This window comes from Pseudomonas sp. 86_A (assembly GCF_017491705.1).
Lineage (GTDB): Bacteria > Pseudomonadota > Gammaproteobacteria > Pseudomonadales > Pseudomonadaceae > Aquipseudomonas > Aquipseudomonas koreensis.
Genome location: NZ_JAFGYS010000010.1, coordinates 270,922 through 288,415 on the forward strand (window position 1 = coordinate 270,922; position 17,494 = coordinate 288,415).

A 17,494-nucleotide genomic window follows, 5' to 3' on the forward strand; every position below is an offset into this window, starting at 1 on the left:
TCACAAAGCACTGGCAGTTGAATTACTGTTAATGCCTGTCCAGCAGGACCCACCTGAATCGGTTTTCACCTCTGTGGCGAGGGAGCTTGCTCCCGCTGGGTCGCGAAGCGGCCCCCTCTGCTCCTTAAAGGAAGGGGACTGCTACGCAGTCCAGCGGGAGCAAGCTCCCTCGCCACAGATTGATCTGACTGACAGCACTGGCGGCTCCTGCGGACCACAATAACCATAAAAATCCGAGGTATTCCCTGTGGCCGTTGATATCGAAGATAGCCGCTCCGCGCGCTTTGCCTTGCGCTGTTCAAGCTTTGCCGAACGCTGGTTCCCCGACTCCTGGGTGTTCGCCGCGTTGGCCGTGATCATTGTTGCGCTGGCCACCCTGGCCATGGGCGCCAAACCCACCGATGCCGCGATGGCGTTCGGCGACGGGTTCTGGAGCCTGATTCCGTTCACCATGCAAATGGCCTTCGTGGTGATTGGCGGGTACGTAGTCGCCAGCTCGCCGCCGGCGGTGAAGCTGATCGACAAACTGGCGCGTATCCCGAAAAACGGCCGCTCGGCCGTAGCCTGGGTGGCGCTGATCTCGATGGTCGCCTCGCTGTTGAACTGGGGCCTGTCGCTGGTGTTCGGCGGTTTGCTGGTACGCGCCCTGGCCCGCCGCACCGATCTGAAAATGGATTACCGCGCGGCCGGCGCGGCAGCCTATCTCGGCCTGGGCGCGGTCTGGGCGTTGGGCCTGTCGTCATCGGCGGCGCAGTTGCAGGCCAACCCGGCCAGCCTGCCGCCGGCGATCCTGTCGATCACCGGGGTGATTCCGTTCACCCAGACCATCTTCTTGTGGCAGTCCGGAGCCATGCTGCTGGCGTTGATCGTGGTTTCGATCATCGTCGCCTACGCCACCGCACCTGGCCCGAACTCTGCGCGCGACGCCAAGGATTGCGGAATCGACCCGGCCTTCAACCTGCCGCCATTGCAACCGCGTACCCGGCCGGGGGAATGGCTGGAGCACAGTCCGCTGCTGATCATTCTGCTGGTGCTGCTGGCGGCCGGTTGGCTGTTCCACGAGTTCTCGACCAAACCGGCGATCACCGCAATCTCCGGGCTCAACACCTATAACTTCTTGTTCATCATGCTTGGCGCCCTGCTGCACTGGCGTCCGCGCAGCTTCCTCGATGCGGTGGCCCGGGCGGTGCCGACCACCACCGGCGTGCTGATCCAGTTCCCGCTGTACGGCTCGATTGCCGCGCTGCTGACCACGGTCAAAGGCGCCGATGCACAGACCCTGGCGCATCACATCTCGACCTTCTTTGTCAGCATCGCGTCCCACGACACCTATGCGCTGTTGATGGGCGTGTACTCGGCGATTCTCGGTTTCTTCATCCCGTCCGGCGGCGGCAAGTGGATCATCGAAGCGCCGTACGTGATGCAAGTTGCCAACGATCTGCAATACCACCTCGGCTGGGCGGTGCAGATCTACAACGCCGCTGAAGCGCTGCCGAACCTGATCAACCCGTTCTACATGCTGCCACTGCTGGGCGTGCTTGGCCTGAAGGCGCGGGACCTGATCGGCTTCTCGTTCGTGCAATTGCTGGTGCACACGCCGCTGGTGCTGTTCTTGCTGTGGGTGCTGGGCACGACATTGGCGTATACGCCGCCGGTCATTCCTTGAGTCCAGCGAGCGCAGCCAGGTGGCTGGCGGGAGGATTCCGACAATCAGCCAATCCTCTTCTTACGAAGTCTGTTGCACCGTCCCACGCACTCCGTGGGACGGTGCTGACTTTTCCTGAGCGTGTCTTCGTTTAGCTTGTCCAGGACCAAAAACCTGTCCAAGGAAGAACCGATGACACCGATATCCAAAACGCTTGAAGAGCTGATCCGTGAAATTTATCAGGACGGCAGCGTCTGCGTAGTCGAGTACAGGACACTGCGAGACGATGCCGACCGACGCATGGAGGCGGTCATTCAAGAGTTCGGCCAGCACAACAACCTGACGGCTTTCCAGAAAGCGATGGATGTTGCGATGCAATTGCTGCAGACCACCGTCATTGATGCCAAGAAAGCCCGATTGACTGACACCGGCGAAGCCATTGTCAAAGATGCAGTCACCGCTCAGGTCGAATACCTGCGTGCAGGCAGTGAGCTTGCGTTGCGCCTTTTGTAATCGAGTGAATACCTGTGGGAGCTGACCTGGTCGCTCCCACATTTTTTTGCCGCCCCTCAAATCGTCACCCAACCGTCACATTCCCTTGCTAGCGTCCGCCCGAAACAAACTGAAACAATTAAGCAGAACGGGCTGACAGATGAAAGACGAGAAAGACGGCACTGACGCACCTGAATCCAACGATCCCACCGACACCAGTCGCCGCCGCTTTCTCGGCGGGGTTGCCGTCCTCGGCGTGGGTGCCACGCTCGCCGGCTGCGGTAACGCCAGCGACCAGCCGGGCAAACCGGTCGAGCGCCCGCTGACCCCGACCGAGCTGGACAAGGCCCTGCGCGAGCAGGTGAAAACCGTGGTGGTGATCTACGCCGAGAATCGCAGCTTCAACAACCTGTTCGGTGATTTCCCCGGTGTCGAAAAGCCGCTGTCGTCGCTCAAGCCTGCCGATTACCAGCAACGTGACCGCGATGGCAGCCTGTTGCAGACCCTGCCACCGGTCTGGGGCGGCGTGTTGCAGATTGGCCCGCAAACCCTCGATGGCGTGACCTACCCCAGCGCCACGCAGTTTCAGGAAAACCTGCCCAACGCGCCGTTCGCCCTCAAAGGCCCGAATGGCGAAGACCTGCCGTTCGGCCTGGTCACCCGCGACCTGTGGCACGTGTTTTATCAGAACCAGATGCAGATCAACGGCGGCAAGAACGATGGCTTCGTCGCCTGGGCTGACTCCGGTGGCCTGACCATGGGGCACTACGCCCAGAGCCGTTATTCCCTGCGCCTGTGGGATGTGGCGCAGGAGTTCGTGCTGTGCGACAACTTCTTCCAGGGTGCCTTCGGTGGCTCGTTCCTAAACCATCAATACCTGATCAGCGCCACCGCGCCGTTCTATCCGGACGCCGCCAATTCGGTGGCCAAGTCGCAGATCGCCACGCTGCAAAGCAATGACCCGACCGATCCGCGCCTCAAGCCGCTGGAGCAGTCGCCGGCCAGCGCCATGAGTGGCCCACCGCAGTTCGGCCCGAGTGCACTGACCCCGGACGGCTTTGGCGTCAACACCCTCGCCCCGCCCTATTGGCCAACGTGGATTCGCGATCCGGAACGCCCGGAATATTCCAAGGCCGATCTGCCCAACGTACTGGTACCGCAGACCCACGAACACATCGGCGACAAGCTGTCGAAGAAGAACGTCGACTGGGCCTGGTACGCCGGCGCCTGGCAGGCAACGCTGGAGCAGTACAAGGATTCCGGCGGGATTCCGAAGATCCCCAACTTCCAGTATCACCACCAGCCGTTCAACTACTTCAAGCAGCAAGGCCCGGAGAACCCGCAAGAGCGCAACAAACGCCTGCGCGATGCCGGTTTGGGCGATGAGTCGAGCACCAACAAGTTCTTCGCCGATGCCGAGGCCGGCAAGCTGCCGGCGGTGACGTTCTACAAGCCTCAGGGCAACCTGAACATGCACGCCGGTTATGCCGACGTCGCCTCCGGTGACCGGCACATCGTCCGCGCCCTGAAGGTACTGCGTGAAAGCCCGCAGTGGAAAAACATGGTGGTGATCGTCACCGTCGATGAAAATGGCGGCTGGTGGGACCACGTGGCGCCGCCCAAGGGTGACCGCTGGGGGCCGGGGTCGCGGGTGCCGGCGCTGGTGGTGTCGCCGTTCGCGCGCAAAGGCACGGTGGATCACACGGTCTACGACACGGCGTCGATCCTGCGTCTGATCACCCGGGTGTTTCAACTGGAAACCCTGGACGGTCTCAAACAACGTGACGAGGCGATGATCGCCCGCGGTCAGAAACCCATGGGCGACTTGACCAACGCCCTGCATTTTCAGGCTTGAAATCGGGTTCTGCGGGCTGACGCAAAAAACCGTGAATGACGGCTTCTCTGTGCAACACGGCTGATCCAATATGAAGCGCCCCGACCTTCCGGGGAACCCACGCTGAAAAGGATCTGAGCATGTTCAAACTCGCAGGACTCACCCCCGCTGCAATGGCGCTTGCCGCGCTCACCCTGAGCGCGGCCGCCCACGCCGATGTCGACCTGAAACTGGGCAGCACCGAACGCGTCACCCGCCTCTTCGCCTACCCCAACAACTGCAGCGTGATCTGCTATCGCAACTGGTCGCTGGAACAGACCGTCGCCCACTACCTGAGCCAGAGCGTGCAACGCGACGGCTACGCCAATGCCAAGGTGCTGGTGAAGAATGATAACGGGCAGATTTACGTCGAAATCAGCGGCGTACCGCAAGGCTACGACAAGCCGCTGTCGGCGCTGCTCGATGCCGGCGATCTGGCCTATAACGGCGCCAGCAAGCTCAACGCCGATGGCAAATGGGCCTACAGCTGGTACCTGTTCCTGCCGCTGGGCATGGCTTTGGAAAACCGCAAGAGTGTCGAGCTGTTGCACTTCCCGCCGGACTATTCGCTGACTCAGGCCCAGGATTATCTGCGCTCGAACACCACCGATCGCTGGGCCACGCTGCTGAGCGTCAACGGCATTCCGGCTGACCAGACCCCGGCGTATCAGACCATCATCGACATCGCGCCAATCGCGGCGCCGTCCAACGCCGGCAGCGACCTGGAAGGGGTCTACGACTACTTCAAGGATTACCAGACCACACTGGTCAAGCAGTTCAGCCAGACCACCAGCGGCACGACGCTGCCCATGGTGGCCTTCGGCGCGCCGGTGCGTAACTGGATCAAGCAGCAATACGGGCCGACCGTCGGCGTGTTGGGTCTGGCGACCATCAGCCCGAGCACGGGCGTGAATGTGCCGGTGCTGGGCTCCAACCACCCGAGTTACATCTGGTACGCCGCCGACCCGGCCAGCTACAACGGCGATGAAGCCAAGGCCGATGCCGCCGGGCTGAAAGTAATGGGCCAGGATTTGAGTGCGGCCTGCTGGCAGGCGGGCATGGGCAGCAAACCGGGTACCGATCCGAAAACCCTGCTCAATAGCTGCACGCAGACCTGGCAAGTGACGCAAAAGGTCAAGACTTGTGAACTGTTCTACACCTCGATCCGCAACCTGACCCCGGCGCAGGCTGCCGCCAAGTGCTCGACCACACCGGTCAAGGCGCAGCTGCAACAGCTTCAGGGGGAATTACCGGCCACTGCGGTGCCCGCGCCACACCTGTGATTCGCTGAAAACACTCCCCGCGTCAGTGATGACTGACGCGGGGAGTAGCGAATCACGCCTGTCAGATCTGACAGTAGACGGATCGTCAGATCCGCGAAATGATCAAATCTAAACAGTGTTGCAGCGCTGACAGGATGTCAGACCAGAGAAGTCGCAGCATTTGCTGACAGGGATCGTTATGAACACTCACGCACTTCATCACCACGTCTCCCGCGATGCCCCCGGCATCTACCCGTTTGCCGGGTTGCCTGTGCGCCTGGGCTTCCCGTCCACCGTCGATTTCGAAGTCATTCAAGATGAGCATGGCCCTGTGGCCGTGGTGGCACGCCGGGATTTCTTGCGCACCACCCGCATGTGCCGCATTTCCGGGCAATTGCTGCCCTATCGGTGTCGCCAGACCCGCCAGTTGCTCACCGGCATCCATATCTACGACCCGCGCTTCTGCGGGCTGCTCGAACATGCCTGCGACCCGAATGCGTTCCTCGACATGAGCGAACTGTGGCTATGGGCGTTGCGCGATATTCATCAGGGTGAACGCCTGACCATCGACTTCTCCGCCACCGAAGACCGCCTCTTGCGGCAGTTCGCCTGCACCTGCGGCGGGCCGCGTTGCCGTGGGTGGATCACCGGTTACGATGAACCACCCAGTATCGAGGGCCAGCACTTCCTGCAGCGCTGGCGACATGCGCACTGACCGGGCTTACAACGCGCCGATCGGACGCAAACGGTACTGCGGCGGCAGTTGCTCGAAACCGCTGATGGTGGTGTTCAAGCTCTTCCAGCGACCGTCCTTGATGCCATAGATGCAACCGTGGATCGACAGGCTCTGCCCGCGATGCCAGGCGTTCTGAATGATGCTGGTGTGGGCCACGTTGGCCACTTGCTGGACGACGTTGAGTTCGCACAGCCGGTCGACCTGCTCTTCCTCGGTCGGCAGCTTGGCCAGCTCTTCACGTTTTTCGTAATACAGGTCACGGATCGAGCGCAGCCAGCCATCGATCAGGCCGAACTGACGATCCTGCATCGACGCCCGCACCCCGCCGCAACCGTAGTGACCGGTGACGAGGATGTGTTTGACCTTGAGCACGTCGACCGCGTACTGGATCACCGACAGGCAATTGAGGTCAGTGTGCAGCACCACGTTGGCGACATTGCGGTGAACGAACAGATCGCCCGGCAACATGCCGACGATCTCGTTGGCCGGCACGCGGGCGTCGGAGCAGCCGATCCACAGATATTCCGGGGTCTGTTGGCGCGCCAGTTTGGCGAAGAACTCCGGATCTTCCTTGGTGATCGCGTCAGCCCAACGCTCATTGTTATCAATCAGGTCTTGTAAGTCGTGCATGGTGTAAGGCCTCAAGAAAGATGCGCTGGTATGACAGACGGCCACCCGTCGGGGTCACGCAAGGATCGCAAAGTGTTTTCGTTGGAATTCTTGGGTGTCCGGTGAGTCCACCTAGTAAGGCCCACAGTATGAGGAATAGCCATGACTGATTCACGACGTCCGTACGATGCGGTGCAACCTGAACCCATCGATGATAACGAAGACCGCATGGGCTCGGTGCATGAGCTGGATTTCGACGACGAACAGCCCAGCGCGAAGATCGGTGATGAATTGTCCGAACGCGAACGCGAGCAGTTGATGCCAGAGGAACGTGTGCGTGAGGCGGGGCTCACAGGTGCATCGACTGCTGACCATGAGCCGACTGATGATGATATGAGTCCGGAAACACTGATCCATGAAGATGGCGCACGGGACGCCGGTGAAACGGGCGAAGACAATCCGGCGGATTGGGATTTGAGCGTGGTCGATGAAGATGACATCGGTGGCGGCAATGGTCTGGATGAGGCGGAATTGGCGCGGCGTGATCCGATTGATGGCAACCGCTGATCACCCGCCATCACGCGATCCCCTGTAGGAGCTGCCGCAGGCTGCGATCTTTTGACTTTGATTTTTGAAGGTCAAGCTCAAAAGATCGCAGCCTCCGGCAGCTCCTACAATATTCAGTCAACCAGGGTGCAGGCCATGACCACGGCATCTTCACGCCCGCCCACCGCCGGATAGTAATCCCTGCGCCGGCCGATCTCGTTGAAGCCATAGCGCTCATACAGTTTGAACGCTGCAGTATTGCTGTCTCGAACTTCCAGAAAACATTCCCGTGCCGAAGCCGCATACGCCCGCGACATCAGATGCTCAAGCAATGTCAGGCCCAGCCCGCGTCCCTGATTCTCCGGTTTGACCGTGATGTTCAGCAGGTGCGCTTCATCCAGGATGATCTGCACCACCCCGTGGCCGACCTGCTGCTGGCCTTCGAACATCAGCCAGATCTGGTACTTGCCCAGTCCGTCGAGAAAAATCCCGCGGGTCCAAGGATGGCTGTACGCCGCGTATTCAATCTTCAATACCGCGTCCAGGTCCGCCTCGGTCATCGGGCGGAACGATACAGCTTCACTCATTCGATTCTTTCCAGCGCGCCATCAGCCGACGCATGGCTTGCCACACAGCGGCTTTGCGCTGTGGCTCTTCCATTAACAATTCCAGACCAGGGATAGCCCAGGCCAGGCCCAGGCCTTCAATCTGCAATTCACTGTTGAATGCTTCGGCGTCCGCTTCACCGGCAAAGCGCACTGCCGGCAGGCCGATCAGCCACAGGCAGGCGCAAGGCGCCGCTTCCATTTGCACCGAGAGGAAGCCCTGCACAAAGTCGCGGGCCGCTTCCGGGCCTTGATCCATGGTGCCGCGGTTCAGCCATGGCCAGCGCACCGGCTCGCCGACGATTTGCGGCGCATCCGGCAGACCGGCGGCGCGCAGCATGTCTTTGAGCAGCAGATAGGCCGGGTCACGGCTCTGGAACGCTTCGCCTGTGGGTAACTCGACCAGCAGCAAACAAGCCCCGGCGCGCAGCAATTGCAGGGCGAAACGCGGTGGCGGCACGGGCGCGGGTTTGGCGACGACCGGCGCCTCTTCGACCTCTTCCACCGGTTTGGCGCCATTGCGAGTACTGGCAAGCGACGGACGCGGGACTTCGATTTTCGGCCGCTCGACCGAACGCGCGGCCGGTTGCACCGCCGCTTCGGCCTGCACAACCGGCATCAGCGCCACCTCTGGCTCGGGCTCGGGCATGTCCAGCAGCTCGGGCCGCGACGGGGCGGCGAAGGGCAATTCGGTGCGCGGCAGCCAGTTGACCACCTGCATGGCGTTCAAATAGGCGCGGCGGCGGGACTCGATAAGCAAAGGTCGGCCACTTGTGGATAACTGAAAGTGCGCTGATTCTACCGCCCTTCGCTCAAGATCGCTCGCTGTTGATCGATCGTCTTAGGCCACGCGCTTGCCGCAGAAAACGCGACAGCCCGTCCCGAGAGTGAATCGCAGCGTTCATGATGCAGTACAATCGCGGCTTTTAATCGCCAACCAGCCGGCCATTCCGATGATCGAACCCAAGCGCGTCTTGCGCGCCCTCGCTGAACACTGGGCACTTCTGGAGCCACTGTGCGAGCACTTCGACCAAGGCACCCTGAGCCTCAACGAACTGCGCACGCAACTGGCCGCCCAACAACTGGACAGCACGCCGCAGGACATCACCAGCCTGCTCGACGTGTGGATTCGTCTCGACATTCTGGTCCCCGTGGCGAAAAGCCCGAACCGTTTCGAGCTGAACGCGCAGATCCACGACTTCCTCGCCTACCTGCGCCGCGAGCACCGGCTGGGCCTGTGCCTGGAGATCGAAGCCTACCTGCGCCACCTCGAACGTCTGGCCGGCTACATTCAGGACGCGTTCGACGTTCGCGACGGCAACGATCTCGCCCGCCAGCTGCGCTTGCTCGACATGCGCGTGCGCGACGTGCTGAAAAAGCTCGATAACGACGAGCAGGCCCTGGTCGCCGTGGCCGAACGGGCCAAGACCAGCGACCGGCAGATCCCGCTGCGCCAGCGTTACGCCGAAGTACTGGCGACCTGGGACGAATACGTCGAGCCGATGATCGACCTGGTGAACGCCGACGGCGCCTTCGAACAAGGCGTACGCAAGGTCGAAACCGTGCTGCTGAAGATGCTCAGTGAACAGCAGCGCCTCGGTCATCTGGTCGACGACGACATGCTGCTGCGCACCCACGCGCGCATCCTCGAAATGCAGACCAGCGCCCAACTGACCCTGCGTCACGCCCGCGAACTGCTGCTGCCGCTGCGTGAAGAAGCGCGCCGGCACAACGCCGTGACCCGTGGCGCCGCGCTGGCGCTGGCGGCGATTCGCCGTAAAGGCATCGATGCCGTGCCGCAAGCGGCGATGCCGCTGTTCACCCGGCCGCAGAGCACCTTCCTCGGCAGCGCCAGTCAGGTCGAGGCTTACGTCTACGCCCTGGCGCGTTTCGAGCCGAAACCGGCGCGCTTCCCAAAGGCGCACAAGACGCAGAAATCCGGCGACGCGCCACGTGCACCACGCACCGTGCGCGAGATGGTCGAGCGTTGTGAAGAGTCCCTGCCGATGCCGGATCTGATGACCTGGCTGCTGGAGCAGGAACCGGACGGCGCCACTGACGAATTGCTTTATTGGTTCTCGCGCCTGTCGCGGGAAAAACGCTTCAAGCGCGAGCGTCTGGAACGCCGCGAATACCACACTCACGAGCACCAGGTCAGCCTGCGCTCCTTCGCCCTGCTCTCGGCCCGCGACCCTGCCGCCGCCGAGGATTCTGCGAGCATCCCAAATGCATCTTGATCTATCCGAACTGTCCCAACTGGCGCCGATCTTCCGCGAACTGTTCAAGGGCTATCACGTCAGCCGCCGCGACCCGGAACTGTACGCGCAACTGTCGAACTTCCAGGATCAATACCGCACGCTGTTCAAGGCGCTGGGGTTCGAGCTGGTCTGCGACACCCGTGGCTTCTACTACTTCGTGCCGGACATGGCCGCTGCGGCGGTGAACAAGACGGCCCAGCGTCTGGCGCTGTTCACCTTCATCCTTGTCGAGCATCTGGCTGACCAGGGCCGTGACCCGATCGCCGTGCTCGATGGCGGCAGTCTCGGTCGCGAAGAATTGCCGTCGCTGCTGGATAAATACCGCGACCTGTTCATTCAGGCCGAAGTGCAGACCGTTGAAGAGCTCGAAGAAAAAATCATGCGCCGCATGACCCAGCTCGGTTTCGCCGGCGAAGAAAACGGCGTGTACCGCTTCCTGCCGCCAATGCACCGTTTCCTCGACGTGTGCCTGTCGGTGCAGCAAGACCGCGATCTGGCCGCCAGCGTGCACAGCGTTCTGCCATTGCCGGCCCCGGTGCTGATCGACGAAGCCGCCGAAGCCAAATTCCTCGAGACCGACGATCCGCTGGATCTGTCCGAATTTGAAGAAGAAAGCGAAGAAGACGCACTGGCCCGCGCCATTGCCGAAGAACAGGAGTCCGACGCATGAGCCAGGAACGCTACGGCATCCGCCGCTTTGCCCTTTTGAACACCGCCGGTTACAGCCTCGGCCTGTTCCCGCTGGAAGAACCGCTGTCGGTCTACGGCGCGAACAACCTCGGTAAATCGGCGTCGATCAACGCCCTGCAGTTCCCGATTCTGGCGCGCATGTCGGACATGAGTTTCGGCAAGTACAGCCTGGAACAATCGCGGCGCTTCTACTTCGCCTCCGACACCAGCTACATCCTCGTCGAAGTGAACCTGCCGCACGGTCCGCACGTGATCGGCGTGGTCGGTCGCGGCCCGGGTGGTGGTTTCGGTCACCAGTTCTTCGCCTATGCCGGCAAGCTCGACCTAGCCCATTACCAGAAGAACGACACCTGCCTGCGCCAGAAAGAGCTGTTCAGCAACCTTGAGAAGGAAGGCCTGAAAGCCTACGAGCTCAAGCCAGACGAACTGCGGCGCTTGCTGGTCGGCGGTCACACCTCGATCCCGCTGGACCTGACGCTGATCCCGCTGCGCTCCACCAGCGAGCAGAGTCTGAAGACCTTCCGCGCACTATTCATCAACCTGCTGCACATGCGCGAAATCACTGCGGCCAAGTTGAAACAACTGTTCCTCGATGCCTTCGAGCACAGCCTGCGTTCCGGCAGCGTCGATTACATCGCCGCGTGCGAAGAAGCCTTCCGCGACGTGCGCCGCATGGAGCAGGACTACAACTCACTGGTCGCTGCCGGCCCACTGGTCGAAGCCTTGGCCAATGGCGTGAAACAGCGCGACGTGCTGCGCGGCAAACTGCATCGCCTGTCGCCGCTGCTCGACTCGTTGCTCGGCACCTGGTCGGACTACGCCAGTGCGCGCAAGGAAGAGCTGACCATTCAGGCCGAGCACTACCGTCGCGAGCAGGACGATCTGCAAAACGATCAACGGGGCGGCACGCAGGAGCTGATGCGTCTGGAGCGGGAAATCTCCGGCATCCAGCGCTGGCTCGGCGAGTTGTCGGTGCTGAAGAACCGCTTCGCGCTGGTCGATGACGTCAAAGTGCTGGAGCAACAATTGCTCGCGGCCAAGGACGCCCACGACGAACTGGCCGGTGCGCTGGCACAGTCCCGTCAGTTCAGCGCCGAGGATCTGGAAGAGCGTCTGCGCGATCTGGAAAAACGCCTGAAGTCGGTGAAGCAGCAACTCGATCACGCCGACAACAACAGCTACGCCCGTTTGCGCGAAGAGTTCTCGCAACAGGACGTCGAGCGCTTGATGCGCCTGTTCAACAGCGCGCTGTTCAGCCTGCCGCTGGGCGAACATGGCATCACCCTCGACGAGGAAGGCCAGTGGGTCAAATCGGTCGAGCTGATTCTGGATGGCTTCAAAGGCGAGCGTTTCGAAGTGCCGGGCCTGTCGATCGACATCTCGCACATCGAGCCGCCGGCTCTGCAAGCGCTGGCCGATCGCGCCGCACTGCGCGACCAGAAAGAGCGTCTGGAAAAAGAACTCAAGCAACTCAAGACCCAACAGGCTGTAGCCGCCGACCGCGCCGCGAGCAAGACCCAGACCGAAGCGCTGTACCAGCAAGTGCTCGACGCGCAGAAGGCCCTGGAAGACTTCCGTCGCACCCAGACCCTGAGCGCCGAAGAAGGCGACAAGCTCGAGCAACTGGCGCAGATGGAAGCCGCGCAGGATGAACTCAAGCGCTCCAGCGATGCGTTCACCGAGCGCGTCCAGCAACTGTCGGCGAAGCTGCAACTGGTCGGCCGGCAGATCGCCGACATGGAAGCCAAGCAACGCACCCTCGACGACGCGCTGCGCCGTCGTCAGCTGCTGCCGGCGGATCTGCCGTTCGGTACGCCGTTCATGGATCCGGTCGACGATTCGATGGACAACCTGCTGCCGCTGCTCAACGACTATCAGGACAGCTGGCAAGGCCTGCTGCGCGCCGACGGTCAGATCGAAGCGCTTTACGCACAGGTGCGCCTCAAAGGCGTGGCCAAGTTCGACAGCGAAGACGATATGGAGCGCCGGCTGTCACTGCTGATCAACGCTTACGCGCACCGTACCGATGAGGCGCTGACGCTGGGCAAAGCCCGCCGCGCGGCCGTCACCGACATCGCCCGAACCCTGCGCAACATCCGCAGCGACTACGACAGCCTCGAGCACCAACTGGCGCTGTTCAACCGCGAGATCAACAAGCGTCAGGTCTCCAACCTGCAGAGTTTCCGCATTGTCCTGGCGCCGAACAAGGAAGCGCTCAAGCACATCGACCAGATCATCCACAGCGCCGGCCAGTACGAAGAAGGCGAAACCCTGTCGGTGTTCGATCTGAGCCAGAGTGCCGAGCAGGACAACAAGAACGAAGAGGCCAAGGAATATCTGGCACGGCTGGTGGCGGCGAACCACAACCAGCTCGGCCTCAAGGACTTGTTCGAACTGGCGTTCGAGATCACCAAGGTCAATGGTCAGCCGGTGATCCACACCGACATCGACGGCGCGGCCTCCAACGGCACCACCATGACCATCAAGGCGCTGACCAACATGTATTTGTTGCTGCACTTGATGGACCGTGACCTGGCCGGTCGCGTGCGCCTGCCGTACTACCTCGACGAGGCGGCGGACATCGACGAGAAGAACCAGGCTGCGCTGCTGGAAACCAGTCTGCAACTGGGCTTCGTGCCGATTCTGGCGAGTGTGAAGCCGCAGGTCTGCGCCAGTGTCGCCATCGACCTGGAAGGCGGCAGCGGCCCAGCGGGCATCTACATCGACGAGGCGGACTGGAAGTACATCCGTCGCCACGATGCGGTGAAAGCCACTGTCAATGTTGAAGCGGATGAACCGGAGCTGGATGAGGTTTGATCGGCGTTAACTGAAGGCAATAAAAAAGGGCCGCGATCTGTTTGGATCGCGGCCCTTTTTTATGGCTTGGGGTTTGTGTTGATTTTACGGGCCCTATCGCGAGCAGGCTCACTCCTACAGATGGAATGCGTTCCCTTGTAGGAGTGAGCCTGCTCGCGATGGCGTCCTTACAGACGCCGCAAGGTTACTTACCGAGCGGAATCTTCGGCGCCCAGGTCAGCCACTCATCCTCGAACTTGTCGAACAGCGGGAACGTCTGCTCAGCCCGCGCCGGGTTGCCCATGCGTTCACCGTCCGGCGTGGCGAAGGCGATCCCGCCCTGAATCGCCGTCTCCAGCGACTCCGTGCGTACCGTCAGGCCATTGAACAAGCCAATGTCGAAACCGACACCACTGGTGTTCCAGAAACGGCTGCCACTGCGCACCAGCGGCGCGTATTTCGGCTCGATCAAAATGTGCACCAGCACCCGGTCAGCGGTCTGGCCCAGTTCATAACCCGTGACCTTGCCCACGGTGATTTCGCGGTAGGTCACCGGCACGCCAGGTTTCAGCGAACCACGGCGAGCCGCGCTCAATACCAGACTCAATCCGGCCTCTTGCTTGACCACTTCAGGTGGATTGGCCAGCGCAACGAAGTTCTTTTGCGGGCCAAGATTCTTCGCCGCCGGCAGCACTTCAAGATACTGGCCGGTGACCAGGGTTTCCAGATTCTGGGTCTTGATCAGCCCCAACTCAGGCTTCACCACCCAGAACTGGCTGCCGACCCGCGCAATCTTCTCCGGCACTTCAGTGATCCGCGCGGTGATCATCACCGATTGCAGATCGTCGGTCAGGTCGACGTCTTCAATCTTGCCGACGTCCAGCCCTTTGAAACGAATCGGCGTACCCGGGCGCAAGCCATCGGCGCGGTCGACCTTGATCGTCACCAGCGTGCCTTTCTGGTTGGCCTCATCATGGTTGGCGAACAGTCGGAAACGCGGAATACGCTTTTGCAACGGCGCCTTGGCTTGTGGCGTTTCGAACGCGATACCGCCAGCCATCAGCGTCTGCAGTGACTCGCTCTTGACTTGAATCCCGCCGGTCAATCCCCCGGTAAGCGTGATGCCGCTGACGTTCCAGAAGCGCGTCGACGCGTTGACCAGGTTTTCGTATTCCTTCTCGATATGAACGCCGATGACAATCTGCTTCTTGGTCTTGGAGAACTGATAGCTCTGCACCGAGCCGACCTTGACCTGTTTATACAGAATCGGGCTGCCGACTTCGATCGAACCCAGAACGTCGGTGAACAACACCAGGTGCAGGCCCGGGGAGCGCAGATCCAATGGCGGGGCTTTTGGCCGGGCCTCGAACTCGCGCTTCGGCGCTGCCCCCTTGTCACCGGGGCGTACGGCGATGTAGTTGCCTTTCACCAATGCTTCGAGCCCGGTAATACCGGCCAGGGAAATCGACGGTTTGACCACCCAGAATTGCGTACCGTCGACCAGATAGTCTTCGGCCAGAGGATCAAGGGTGAGCTCGGCCGTGGCACTGTTGAGGTCAGGATCGATTTTCAACGCTTTCAGGTTGCCGACTTGAATGCCCTTGTACATCACCGGCGTACGGCCGGCCTGCAGGCCTTCGAAGTCGCTGAGTTTGACCTTGACCCGAATCCCGGCCGCAGCCGCGTCGAAATCTTCATACAGGCGGAACGGCAGGCTTGGATCAGTCGGCGGACTGTCCTTGCGGTTCTCCGGTGTGGCAAAGGCGATACCGCCGGCAACGATACTCGCCAGGGATTCACTGCGGACTTTCACCCCGGACAGGTTGGCGTCGATGCTGATGCCGCTGGCATTCCAGAAACGCGTGTGTTTGCGCACCAGTTTGGCGTAGGTCGGCTCGATGAACACTTTGAGCTCAACGGTGCTCTGGTCTTCGGAGAGCACGTAGCTTTTGATCTGGCCAACCTTGATCTGCTTGTAGAACACCGGGCTGCCACGGTTCAGCGAACCCAGGCGATCGGCCTTGATGGTCAGGTGCAGACCCGGCTTGGAATCCGACAGCGGCGGCTCCTCGGCCAGCGCTTTGAACTTACGGGTCGGCTCGCCCTCACCGGGGCTGATGGCGACGTAGTTACCCGAAACCAAGGTCTCCAGACCGGTGATACCGGCCAGGGTCACGCTCGGCTTCACCAGCCAGAAACGCGTGCTGGTCTTGAGGTATTGTTCGACGTCCTTGTTCATCTCGACGGTGGCGATCACCCCTTTGGAGTTCCCTTCGTCGTCGAGCTTCAGCGTCTTCACCTTACCGACCGACATGCCTTTGTACATGACCTCGGTCTTGTTGGCCTGGATGCCCTCACCGCTTTCGAAGCGCACCTGAATCTCGATGCCGGTTTCGTTATAGGCACGCCAGCCGAGCCAGCCGCCGATGATCAGAGCGATCAGGGGCAGTACCCAAATGGCAGACCAGTTCGAGGCCGGTCGGGTTTTCGCTACAGGCAGATCAGTCATGGTCGTCGTCCGACTCCGTGTTATCCCAAATCAGTCGGGGATCGAAAGTTACAGCGGCAAGCATCGTCAGAATCACCACACTGGCGAAGGCGATGGCGCCAAGATTGGCCTCGACACTGGCAAGCCGGCCGAAGTTGACGACCGCCACCAGAATGGCGATCACAAAGATATCGAGCATCGACCAGCGTCCGATGAACTCAATGAAGCGGTACATCCAGATGCGCTGCCGTGCAGACAATGGCTGGCGTCGCTGCACCGAAAACAGCAGCAGCGCGATCCCGACCAGTTTGAAGGTTGGCACCAGAATACTGGCGATGAACACCACGGCGGCGATCGGGATCATGCCGTGCTGCACCAGTTGGATCACGCCGGACATGATCGTGCTCGGATCGCCCTGCCCCAGCGAACTGACGGTCATGATCGGCAGCACGTTGGCCGGAATGTAGATAATTGCCGCGGTGATCAGTAGTGCCCAGGTTCGAGCGAGGCTGTTCGGCCGGCGGGCATGCACCAGCGCTCCGCAGCGCGTGCAGGTTTGCTCGTCGGTGTCCGCGTCCTGCCTGTTCAACTCGTGGCATTCGGTACAGATAAGAATGCCCGCATCAATCGCCCGCATGGGGGTCTTCTCCTGATAGCGCCTGCCAGATCTGATGCGGTGACATCACCACCTCCAGCCAGACCTGCACCAACAACAAAGCAATGAAACACACCAACCCGAGGCCGACGGTGATTGCGGCCATGTCCGCCAGTTTGACGATCGCCACCAGGACGCCCATGAGATAGACCTCGAGCATTCCCCAATCTCTCAGGTGGTGGTAAATGCGGTAGAGCAGCAGGCCGTAGCTGCGGCCGATGTTGAAGCGGATCGTCACCAACACAATCAACTGGCACAGCAACTTGATCAGCGGGATGGCCATGCTGCAGAGAAACACGACGATCGACACGCCCTGCATGTCGGTGTTGAACAGACCGACCACGCCGCTCCAGACCGTATCATTCGAAGACTGTCCGAGTAGATTGAGCTGCATGATGGGTAAAAAGTTCGCCGGTATATAGAGCAACAATGCCGCGATGACCAGGGCAAGGCTGCGCTGCACCACGTTATGGCGGTGGGCGTATAGCTCGTAACCGCAGCGTGGGCAGAGGGCTTTCTCGCCGTGGGCAAGTTTTGGCTTGCGCATCAGCAGGTCGCACTCGTGACAGGCCACCAAGTCTTCCAGCGGAAAATCTGACAGCCCGGAAGCGTCAACCGACTCTGACATAAAGGCATTGGCTCCGAAAAAGATGGGGCTATTCTAGTGTTCTGATTCGAAAATAACTGTGCAAATTTGTTCGCACGCTAAGTAAAAAACTTTCCTGCGGGCAAAACAAAACCCCAACTGCTTTCGCAATTGGGGTTTCGGAATTTAATCTTGACGATGACCTACTCTCACATGGGGAAACCCCACACTACCATCGGCGATGCATCGTTTC

15 protein-coding genes are annotated in these 17,494 nt (G+C 60.9%); 9 read left to right on the forward strand and 6 right to left on the reverse strand.

All coding sequences use genetic code 11. The annotated features are described in order from the left end of the window. Window positions 1–247: 247 nt before the first annotated feature. The 5 genes from J5M57_RS17405 to J5M57_RS17425 all read left to right on the forward strand — a co-directional run bounded on the left by J5M57_RS17405 (window position 248) and on the right by J5M57_RS17425 (window position 5,987). Window positions 248–1,666 (forward strand): TIGR00366 family protein, encoded by a 1,419-nt coding sequence (locus J5M57_RS17405; protein ID WP_169843746.1) that lies wholly within the window; start codon window positions 248–250, stop codon window positions 1,664–1,666. A gap of 171 nt (window positions 1,667–1,837) precedes the next feature. Beyond that, window positions 1,838–2,158: a hypothetical protein gene (locus J5M57_RS17410; RefSeq protein ID WP_207847840.1), complete on the forward strand. Its 321-nt coding sequence runs from the start codon at window positions 1,838–1,840 to the stop codon at window positions 2,156–2,158. 139 nt (window positions 2,159–2,297) lie between these two features. Continuing rightward, the gene (gene acpA, locus J5M57_RS17415; RefSeq protein ID WP_169843744.1) at window positions 2,298–3,992 is read left to right on the forward strand and encodes an acid phosphatase; all 1,695 of its coding nucleotides are present in this window, start codon (window positions 2,298–2,300) and stop codon (window positions 3,990–3,992) included. A gap of 119 nt (window positions 3,993–4,111) precedes the next feature. Then, a complete protein-coding gene (locus tag J5M57_RS17420; RefSeq protein WP_207847839.1) occupies window positions 4,112–5,293 on the forward strand; it encodes a hypothetical protein in 1,182 nt (393 codons plus the stop codon). A 178-nt stretch (window positions 5,294–5,471) separates the two neighbouring features. Next, a complete protein-coding gene (locus J5M57_RS17425) occupies window positions 5,472–5,987 on the forward strand; it encodes a lysine methyltransferase (protein ID WP_207847838.1) in 516 nt (171 codons plus the stop codon). A 6-nt stretch (window positions 5,988–5,993) separates the two neighbouring features. Here the strand turns inward: J5M57_RS17425 and can are convergent, their stop codons facing one another. Then, window positions 5,994–6,638 carry a carbonate dehydratase gene (gene can, locus J5M57_RS17430; RefSeq protein WP_064589190.1) on the reverse strand — a complete coding sequence of 215 codons (645 nt, stop codon included), beginning with the start codon at window positions 6,636–6,638 and terminating at the stop codon, window positions 5,994–5,996. A 141-nt stretch (window positions 6,639–6,779) separates the two neighbouring features. On the opposite strand from can, the gene J5M57_RS17435 reads away from it, so the two are divergent. Further along, the gene (locus J5M57_RS17435) at window positions 6,780–7,184 is read left to right on the forward strand and encodes a serine kinase/phosphatase (RefSeq protein ID WP_207847837.1); all 405 of its coding nucleotides are present in this window, start codon (window positions 6,780–6,782) and stop codon (window positions 7,182–7,184) included. Window positions 7,185–7,297: 113 nt separating this feature from the next. Here J5M57_RS17435 and rimI read toward each other — a convergent pair whose 3' ends face one another. Then, entirely contained in the window at window positions 7,298–7,750 is a 453-nt protein-coding gene (rimI, locus tag J5M57_RS17440) for a ribosomal protein S18-alanine N-acetyltransferase (RefSeq protein ID WP_027612255.1), read from the reverse strand. Then, on the reverse strand, window positions 7,743–8,489 hold the full coding sequence (locus J5M57_RS17445; RefSeq protein ID WP_207848014.1) for an energy transducer TonB: 747 nt from the start codon (window positions 8,487–8,489) through the stop codon (window positions 7,743–7,745). Before J5M57_RS17445 ends, rimI begins: the two co-directional genes overlap by 8 nt. Window positions 8,490–8,721: 232 nt before the next feature. Here J5M57_RS17445 and mksB point away from each other — a divergent pair, with 232 nt between their 5' ends. From mksB to mksF, 3 genes are read left to right on the forward strand one after another with little or no spacing between them, the layout of a single operon-like run. Continuing rightward, window positions 8,722–10,005 carry an Mks condensin complex protein MksB gene (gene mksB, locus J5M57_RS17450; RefSeq protein ID WP_064589194.1) on the forward strand — a complete coding sequence of 428 codons (1,284 nt, stop codon included), beginning with the start codon at window positions 8,722–8,724 and terminating at the stop codon, window positions 10,003–10,005. Further along, window positions 9,995–10,696, forward strand: a complete 702-nt coding sequence (gene mksE / locus J5M57_RS17455) for an Mks condensin complex protein MksE (protein ID WP_064589195.1) — start codon at window positions 9,995–9,997, stop codon at window positions 10,694–10,696. Before mksB ends, mksE begins: the two co-directional genes overlap by 11 nt. Next, entirely contained in the window at window positions 10,693–13,533 is a 2,841-nt protein-coding gene (mksF, locus tag J5M57_RS17460) for an Mks condensin complex protein MksF (RefSeq protein WP_169843741.1), read from the forward strand. The genes mksE and mksF overlap by 4 nt, the downstream gene beginning before the upstream one ends. A gap of 184 nt (window positions 13,534–13,717) precedes the next feature. On the opposite strand, the gene J5M57_RS17465 is transcribed toward mksF, so the two are convergent. From J5M57_RS17465 to J5M57_RS17475, 3 genes are read right to left on the reverse strand one after another with little or no spacing between them, the layout of a single operon-like run. Further along, complete coding sequence (locus J5M57_RS17465) at window positions 13,718–16,021, reverse strand: MlaD family protein (RefSeq protein ID WP_064589197.1); 2,304 nt, start codon at window positions 16,019–16,021, stop codon at window positions 13,718–13,720. Continuing rightward, entirely contained in the window at window positions 16,014–16,637 is a 624-nt protein-coding gene (locus J5M57_RS17470; RefSeq protein ID WP_083367911.1) for a paraquat-inducible protein A, read from the reverse strand. The genes J5M57_RS17465 and J5M57_RS17470 overlap by 8 nt, the downstream gene beginning before the upstream one ends. Further along, window positions 16,624–17,283: a paraquat-inducible protein A gene (locus J5M57_RS17475; RefSeq protein WP_207847836.1), complete on the reverse strand. Its 660-nt coding sequence runs from the start codon at window positions 17,281–17,283 to the stop codon at window positions 16,624–16,626. The genes J5M57_RS17470 and J5M57_RS17475 overlap by 14 nt, the downstream gene beginning before the upstream one ends. Window positions 17,284–17,494 lie beyond the last annotated feature (211 nt).